Annotated in this window: 11 protein-coding genes; 9 read left to right on the forward strand and 2 right to left on the reverse strand. The window is 69.2% G+C overall.

The window, feature by feature from the left end; genetic code table 11:
- The 9 genes from AC1D01_RS13760 to AC1D01_RS13800 form a co-directional block, all read left to right on the forward strand.
- On the forward strand, positions 1 to 309 hold a 309-nt coding region (locus AC1D01_RS13760), incomplete at its 5' end, for an ATP-binding cassette domain-containing protein (protein ID WP_477867061.1).
- A complete protein-coding gene (locus tag AC1D01_RS13765; protein ID WP_477867063.1) occupies positions 306 to 1580 on the forward strand; it encodes an ABC transporter permease in 1275 nt (424 codons plus the stop codon). The genes AC1D01_RS13760 and AC1D01_RS13765, both read left to right, overlap by 4 nt.
- 14 nt (positions 1581 to 1594) lie before the next feature.
- Positions 1595 to 2248 (forward strand): DUF3299 domain-containing protein, encoded by a 654-nt coding sequence (locus AC1D01_RS13770; RefSeq protein WP_477867065.1) that lies wholly within the window; start codon positions 1595 to 1597, stop codon positions 2246 to 2248.
- Between the two features lie 144 nt (positions 2249 to 2392).
- Complete coding sequence (locus AC1D01_RS13775) at positions 2393 to 2587, forward strand: hypothetical protein (protein WP_477867067.1); 195 nt, start codon at positions 2393 to 2395, stop codon at positions 2585 to 2587.
- Between the two features lie 148 nt (positions 2588 to 2735).
- Entirely contained in the window at positions 2736 to 3734 is a 999-nt protein-coding gene (locus tag AC1D01_RS13780) for an XdhC family protein (RefSeq protein WP_477867069.1), read from the forward strand.
- Positions 3735 to 3749: 15 nt separating this feature from the next.
- Entirely contained in the window at positions 3750 to 4511 is a 762-nt protein-coding gene (gene aat, locus AC1D01_RS13785) for a leucyl/phenylalanyl-tRNA--protein transferase (protein WP_477867071.1), read from the forward strand.
- The gene (locus AC1D01_RS13790; protein ID WP_477867073.1) at positions 4508 to 5278 is read left to right on the forward strand and encodes an arginyltransferase; all 771 of its coding nucleotides are present in this window, start codon (positions 4508 to 4510) and stop codon (positions 5276 to 5278) included. Before aat ends, AC1D01_RS13790 begins: the two co-directional genes overlap by 4 nt.
- Positions 5279 to 5597: 319 nt before the next feature.
- Entirely contained in the window at positions 5598 to 6029 is a 432-nt protein-coding gene (locus AC1D01_RS13795; RefSeq protein ID WP_477867075.1) for a hypothetical protein, read from the forward strand.
- Positions 6026 to 6352, forward strand: coding sequence for a hypothetical protein (locus tag AC1D01_RS13800; protein WP_477867077.1), 327 nt, complete (start codon positions 6026 to 6028; stop codon positions 6350 to 6352). Before AC1D01_RS13795 ends, AC1D01_RS13800 begins: the two co-directional genes overlap by 4 nt.
- A 14-nt stretch (positions 6353 to 6366) precedes the next feature.
- Here the strand turns inward: AC1D01_RS13800 and AC1D01_RS13805 are convergent, their stop codons facing one another.
- Positions 6367 to 7488, reverse strand: a complete 1122-nt coding sequence (locus AC1D01_RS13805; RefSeq protein ID WP_477867079.1) for an NAD(P)/FAD-dependent oxidoreductase — start codon at positions 7486 to 7488, stop codon at positions 6367 to 6369.
- Between the two features lie 49 nt (positions 7489 to 7537).
- Positions 7538 to 7701 (reverse strand): IS3 family transposase (locus tag AC1D01_RS13810; RefSeq protein WP_477867081.1); only part of this gene is annotated, 164 nt, incomplete at its 5' end.

The following is a 7701-nucleotide window of genomic DNA, read 5'->3' on the forward strand; positions in this document are numbered from 1 at the left end:
GCTCTCGGTCGGCCAGCAGCAGCGCGTGGCCGCGGCGCGCGCGCGCTCTCGGTCGGCCAGCAGCAGCGCGTGGCCGCGGCGCGCGCGCTGCTCGGCCGGCCCGAGCTGGTGATCGCCGATGAGCCGACCTCGGCGCTCGATGCGGCCACGCAGCAGCGCTTCATCGAACTGCTGCTGCGCGAGTGCAGTGCCGCGCAGGCGACGCTGCTGTTCGTCAGCCACGACCGGCGGCTGGCCACGCATTTCACGCGCGAGGTGGCGCTGGCCGAGTTGAACCGCGCCGCGGTGCTGCAGCAGGAGGCCGCATGAGACCTCTGCTGCAGATCGCGCTGAGAAGCGCCTGGAACCGCCGCGCAACGCTCGGCCTCGCGATCGCCGCGATCGCGCTGTCGGTCACGATGCTGCTCGGCGTCGAGCGCAGCCGGCTCGCGGCGCGCGAGGCGTTCGCGCAATCGGTGTCCGGCACCGACCTGGTCGTCGGCGCCCGCACGAGCCCGGTGCAGCTGATGCTGTACGCGGTGTTCCGGCTCGGCGAGGCGACCAACAACATCCGCTGGGCCAGCGCCGAGGCGCTCGCGAAGCGGCCGGGCGTCGCCTGGACGATCCCGCTGTCGCTCGGCGACTCGCACCACGGCTTCGCGGTGCTGGGCACGAGCACCGGCTACTTCGAACACTTCCGCTACGGTTACCGCCGGCCGCTGGTGCTGGCCGAGGGTCGCGCGTTCAGCGGCAGCATCGACGGCGTGTTCGAGGCGGTGGTCGGCGCCGAGGTCGCGCGCTCGCTGCACTACGCGATCGGCCAGCGCATCACGCTGAGCCACGGCAGCGGTGGCGAAGGCCTCACCGAGCACGCCGACAAGCCGTTCACCATCGTCGGCATCCTCGCGCCGACCGGCACGCCGGTCGACAGCACGGTGCACATCAGCCTGCAGGCGATCGAGGCGATCCACCTCGACTGGCAGGGCGGCGCGCCGATCCCCGGTCTCGCGATCGCGCCCGAGCTGGTGCGCAAGTTCGACCTGACGCCGAAGACGATCACCGCGGTGCTGGTCGGCCTGGACCAGCGCGGCGCGGTGTTCCGGGCCCAGCGCGAGATCAACGAGTTCGACGCCGAGCCGCTGCTGGCGGTGCTGCCCGGCGTCGCGCTCGACCAGCTGTGGCAGGTGGTCGGCGTGGTCGAGCGCACGCTGCTCGCGGTGTCGGCGCTGGTGCTGGTGGTCGGGCTGGCCGGGCTGGTGGCGGTGGTGCTGGCGAGCCTGAACGAGCGGCGGCGCGAACTGGCGATCCTGCGCTCGGTGGGCGCCGGGCCGCGCCACATCGCGGCGCTGCTGGTGGCCGAGAGCGTCGGCGCGACGCTGCTCGGCACCGCGCTCGCACTGGTGCTGCTGGCCGGCCTGTCGCTGCTCGCCGGGCCCTGGCTGCAAGGGCAGTTCGGCAGCGCGCCGGCGCCCGGCGTGTCGGGGGTGGGGGAATGGAAGCTGATCGGCCTGGTGCTCGCCGCCGGCCTGGTGGCGGGGGTGCTGCCGGCGTGGCGGGCCTGCCGCTTGTCGTTGTCGGACGGCCTGACGCCGCGCCTGTGATGAAAGGAAGCCTGATGAAAAGGATCGAGACAAAGACAGTCTGGAGTGGCGTGTTCGCGGCCGTGCTGGCCTTGTGCGGCGCCTGCAGCGATGCGGCCGACGGCCCGAAGGTGCCTGACAGCCCGAAGACCGATGCGGCCGACTACCGCATCGGCGACAAGCTGGCGCCGGCCGTCGCGGCGCGCGCTGCGAGCGCGGCGGTGGCCGGCGGCTACAAGCTGACGACCTGGGAGGACCTGACGCCGAAGGACTGGGACCCGATGAAGGACGTGCAGGCGCTGAGCTTCCGGATGTTCGGCGACGGCGACCCGCGCGCGCAGGCGGCGCTCGACCGGTTGAAGCGGGCCTGGAACAACGCGCCCACCAATGCCGCGATGGACCAGCAGCGGGTGCGCATCGCCGGCTTCGTCGTGCCGCTGGAGGGCGAGAGCGACCAGCTGCGCGAATTCCTGCTGGTGCCTTATTTCGGTGCCTGCATCCACGTGCCGCCGCCACCGGCCAACCAGACCATCCACGTGAAGCTCGCGAAACCGCTGGCCGGCGTGCGCACGATGGACGCGCTGTGGGTCAGCGGCACGATCCACACCGCGTTCAGCGACACCGCGCTCGGCAGCTCGGGCTACCGGATGGAGGGGGATGCGACGGAGGCGTATCGGCGCAGCCGGTGAGTCCATGGGCGCGGCTGTCCGCCGGCGCCGCAGCTGATCCCCGCGTTCCGGCAGTTGGTCGCAAGCCGCTGGGCGCGCGAGGGGCGGACTCCTAGAGTTCACTCCATCGCAGCCCCGCTGCCCTGCCACACCCAGGAGCCCACCATGACCAGCCGCCTCTCCGCCGTCGCCTTCGTCTTCGCCCTGCTCGCCACCGCCTCGCTCGGCTTCGCCGCGCAAGCCCACACCGCGGCACAGACGGCCGCTCGCGCCAAGGCCGACGCCGAGTCCCGCATGCCGGTGATCCAGATGCCGGCGGTGACGGTGATCGGCAAGCGCGTGCAAGCCAACGACGCCTGACCGCCGCCCTGCCCCACAGATTCCTCCCCGCCTGAAGCCATCTCCCATGTGATCTCCGGCTTCGGGCGTTTTTTCTTCCGTGGCCTTGCGCCGGCAAGGCCCTTGCTGCCCGCGCTACGATGCCTGTCCCTCCCCGACCCGCTTCGCGATGGACAGCCTCGACCTGCAAGTGCTCACCCAGGCCCGCCAGTGGCGCGCCGACGGCCACGCCGTCTGGCTGGTCACCGTGCTCGAGACCTGGGGCTCGGCCCCGCGCCCGCCCGGCGCGCTGCTCGCGATGCGCGACGACGGCCTGGTGGTCGGCTCGGTCTCCGGTGGCTGCGTCGAAGACGACCTGATCGAGCGCGTGCGCACCGGCGAGCGCGTTGCGCGCCCGCAGCTGATCACCTACGGCGTCACGAAGGAAGAAGCCGCCCGCTTCGGCCTGCCCTGCGGCGGCAACCTGCGGCTGGTGCAGGAGCCGTTGCTCGACACCGCCTGGGTCGACGAGGTGCTCGAGCGCACGCAGCGGCATGAACTCGTCGCCCGCCTGCTCGACCTCGACAGCGGCACGGTGCAGGTCGAGGCCGCCTCGCGCGGCGACGGCTTCGCGTTCGACGGCCGCCGGCTGCGCGCGCTGTTCGGCCCGCGCTGGCGGCTGTTGATCATCGGCGCCGGCCAGCTCTCGCGCGTGCTGGCGCAGATGGCGCTGGCGCTCGATTTCGAAGTGACCTRCTGCGACCCGCGCGAGGAGTACCACCTCACCTGGGACGTCCCCGGCACGCAGTTCAGCAAGGCGATGCCCGACGACCTGGCGCTGGAGATGCAGCTCGACCCACACAGCGCCGTGGTGGCCGTCACGCACGACCCCAAGCTCGACGACATGGTGCTGCTGGAGGCGCTGAAGTCGCCGGCGTTCTACGTCGGCGCGCTCGGCTCGCGCAGCAACACCGCGAAGCGCCGCGAGCGGCTCGCGATGTTCGACCTGTCGCCCACCGAGATCGAYCGCCTGCACGGCCCGATCGGGCTGAACCTGGGCGGCAATTCGCCGGCCGAGATCGCGGTCTCGATCCTGGCCGAGATCATCGCGGTGCGGCACGGCGTGGGGGTCACGCAGAAGAAGCCGGTCGGCGCCGCGGGGTCGATATCGGCACCGGTGTCGGCCTGACCGGAGCCCCACCGCTTGATCCCCTGGCTGCGCGACGCCCGCACCCCGCTGCCCGACACGCGGCTGGCCCTGCCGCCCGGCTCGGACGCCCCCGGGCTGCTGGCCGCCGGCGGCGAGCTGACGCCCGAGCGCCTGACCGAGGCCTACAGCCACGGCATCTTCCCGTGGTACAGCGAGGGCCAGCCGGTGCTGTGGTGGTCGCCCGACCCGCGCATGGTGCTGCCGGTGGCCGAGTTCAGGCTGTCGCGCTCGCTGCGCCAGACGCTGCGCCGCTTCGCGCGCGATCCCGGCTGCGAGCTGCGCATCGACAGCGATTTCGCATCGGTGATCGGCGCCTGCGCCGGCACGCCCCGCGAGGGCCAGGACGGCACCTGGATCCTGCCGGAGATGGTGCAGGCCTACCGCCGCTGGCATGCGCTCGGCGCGGTGCACAGCTTCGAGACCTGGGTCGACGGGCAACTGGTCGGCGGCCTGTACGGCGTGTGCCTCGGGCGGATGTTCTTCGGCGAGTCGATGTTCTCGCACCGCACCGATGCGTCGAAGATCGCGGTGTCGGGCCTGGTCGCGTTCTGCCGGGCGAACGGCATCACGCTGATCGATTGCCAGCAGCGCACCGGGCACCTGGCGTCGCTGGGGGCGCGGGAGATTCCACGCGAACAATTCGAAACCGGTTTGCCCCCCAGACTCAGGGAGCCCCCGGTGCAGGAATGGTCCTATGATCCCTCGATGTGGGCGCTGCTGGATCCCGGCGCGCCCGTGCAGGAACCTGGTCCGTGACCCATCCGAAAGAGCTACCGCTCGCCTCGCTGCAGTTCTATGCCACAGCGCCGTACCCGTGCAGCTACCTGGGCGGCCGGATGGCGCGTTCGCAGGTCGCGACGCCCAGCCACCTGATCCACGCCGACGCCTACTCGGGGCTGGTCTCCAACGGTTTCCGGCGCAGCGGCATGTTCACCTACCGGCCGTTCTGCGACGGCTGCCGCGCCTGCGTGCCGCTGCGCGTGCCGGTGGCCGGCTTCGAGCCGACCCGCAGCCAGCGCCGCGCCTGGAAGCAGCACCAGGGCCTGCAGGCGCGCGTGCTGCGGCTGTGCTTCGTGCCGGAGCACTACCAGCTCTACCTGCGCTACCAGGCCGGCCGCCACAGCGGCGGCGGCATGGACAACGACAGCATCGACCAGTACACCCAGTTCCTGCTGCAAAGCCGCGTCAACTCGCGGCTGGTCGAGTTCCGCGAGCCGTCGCCCGACGGGCTGGGCGCGCTGAAGATGATCTCGATCCTCGACATCCTGAACGACGGCCTGTCGGCGGTGTACACCTTCTACGAGCCGGAGCCGCGCACCAGTTACGGCATCTACAACGTGATGTGGCAGATCGAGCAGACGCGGCTCCTGAAGCTGCGCCACGTCTACCTCGGCTACTGGATCTCCGAGAGCGACAAGATGGCCTACAAGGCCGACTTCCGGCCGCACGAGGTGCTGCTGGACGGGCAATGGGCGGCTGCATCGGCAGCGCCGACATCAGAAGAAGGCGTACGGATTCGCTGACTCTGCGAGCCCCCCCAATAGCATCGGACACCTGCCGCATTACTGCACCAAACCTGCATATATATAGGCCCCGTCAAGATCGCTCATTCACAGCCCCCTGCACGCAAGCTCACTCCAATTCGTGGAGTCGTCCAGTCTGAAAACGATTTACCTCGCTGCAACTCATGCCACGAAGTGACCTTGTTTCGGGCAGCGGAGCATCGCCACCCGCCCGCCACCTCGCATACACGCGAAGTGACTCCCGTCACAGGCCCCTTCGCCTTGGTCGCAGTACGATCAAACTGCCCAGCAAGGGCGCGGCGAAACCTCAGGGGAAATAATGTACGTTACAGTCGATGGCGAGCACCTATGGAGCATATTCACCGATACGCGAGCGCCAAACGGGCTATACCGCGGCGGCGGCAACACGAAATCAGCAAAGATGACCCGAATGGAGGGTGGAAAAGAAACTGTCCGAGAAGCAGATTTCACCATTCAGTGGGACAAGGGCGCCAACGAGTACGTGGTGTACCCGAATCCAACCAAAGGACTATCCTTTTCCAATTCGATCGAGCGCCTGAAGGACATTCCAGTTGAAGGCAAGGTATGGCTCTTCCCTCGGGATAAAGAGCTACCAAAGGGCTTGGTCATGAACTACAAAACCTTTGATCACCCCCTGCTCAATGTTAAGGAAAAGATGTCTCTTCCGACGCTGATTGAGAAGCTGAAGGAAATGGAAGCCCTGATGCACAACACCGGAGTCAAGATATGAGCCAGGTTATTGAATATCCAGCACCCTTGAAGGCGCAACTCCTGAAAGTCGCCTCGACGCGCAAGTTCCCCCAAGTGCAGCAGATCCTGGCTCGCGGTGGCCCGGACGAACTGGTGGTCGAGACGCAGGAGGAGGCCCAGGCGTTGGTCAACGTTGCCCGGCTGGAAGTGCTCGAAGCGAGGCTGCGGTATCCGTTCTGGGATGAGGATTCGCCGCAGTACGACCCCGCGCACGAGGATGCCTTCCAGGATGTCCAGATGGGGATCTTCGAGAAGACCGTGATGTACGTCGGTCAGACCTTCGAGATCGTCAGCAAGGTGTAGTCAGCAAGATCCAGTCAGCCGGGCTGCAGGCTCTCGACGACCCCGTCGGCCAGCGCAAGGCTCGCCGTGAGCCCCGGCGACTCGATCCCGAACAGGTTCACCAGCCCCGGCACGCCGTGCTCGGCCGGCCCGTCGATGCGGAAATCCGCCGCCGGCTCGGCCGGGCCGACCAGCTTCGGCCGCACGCCGCTGTAGGCCGACTGCAGCGCGCCATCGGGCAGCGCGGGCCAGTAGCGGCGCACCTCGGCGTAGAAGGCGTCGGCGCGCGACGGGTCCACCCTGTAGTCGATCGGGTCTCGCGTGGCGTCATCCAGCCATTGCACGTCGGGCCCGAAGCGGGCTTGGCCGCCGAGGTCCAGCGTCAGGTGCACGCCCAGGCCGGCGCGCTGCGGCAACGGGTAGATCAGGCGCGAGAACGGCGCCCGGCCGGCCAGCGAGAAGTAGTTGCCCTTGCAGAAGCGGGCGGTCGGCTGCGCCGTGGTCGGCAGGCCAGCGGTCGCCTTCGCGAGTGCCGGCGCCCACAAGCCTGCCGCGTTGACAACGATGCGGGCCGCCAGCTCCATCGGCTGCTCGCCGCCGACCTCGATGACATGCACGCCCGGCCCCGCGTGCAGCGCCCGCACCGGCGAGGCCAGCGCAACCATGCCGCCGTGCCGCTCCAGGTCGCCCTGCAACGCGAGCATCAGGCCATGGCTGTCGATGATCCCGGTCGATGGCGACCACAGCGCTGCCAGGCAGGTGAGCGCCGGCTCCATCGCGCGCGCCTGCGCTGCGTCGAGCTTGACCAGGTCGTCGACACCGTTCGCCGCGGCCTGCGCCTGCAGGGCCTGCAGCCCGGGCAGTTGCTCAGGCTCGGTCGCCACCAGCAGCTTGCCGCAGCGGCGGTGCGTGACGCCACGCGATTCGCAGAACGCATAGAGCTGCCGCTTGCCCGCCACGCACAGGCGCGCCTTCAACGACCCGGGCGGGTAGTACAGCCCGGCGTGGATGACCTCGCTGTTGCGCGAGCTGATGCCGGTGCCGATGGCGTTCTCGCGTTCAAGCACCAGCGTCTCGAGCCCTCGCATCGCGAGCGCACGCGCCACCGCCAGCCCGACGACACCGGCCCCCACCACCACTGCTTCGACACGGTCCATGCGGCATTGTGACCTTGCCCTCGGATCTCGCATCCCATAGCCGAGGGCATTACGCGGCTCGCTTTTCCTGGGCAGCGAGCCAAGCCCGTTCGAATTGCATTGGACTGACGTAGCCGAGCGTCGAGTGAAGCCGGCGGTGGTTGTAGAACGCCAGCCAGTCGATGACCTCGTCCTTGGCGGCCCGCACTGTCTCGAACTTGCGCCCATACAGCC

This window comes from Rhizobacter sp. P3_B12 (assembly GCF_056402895.1).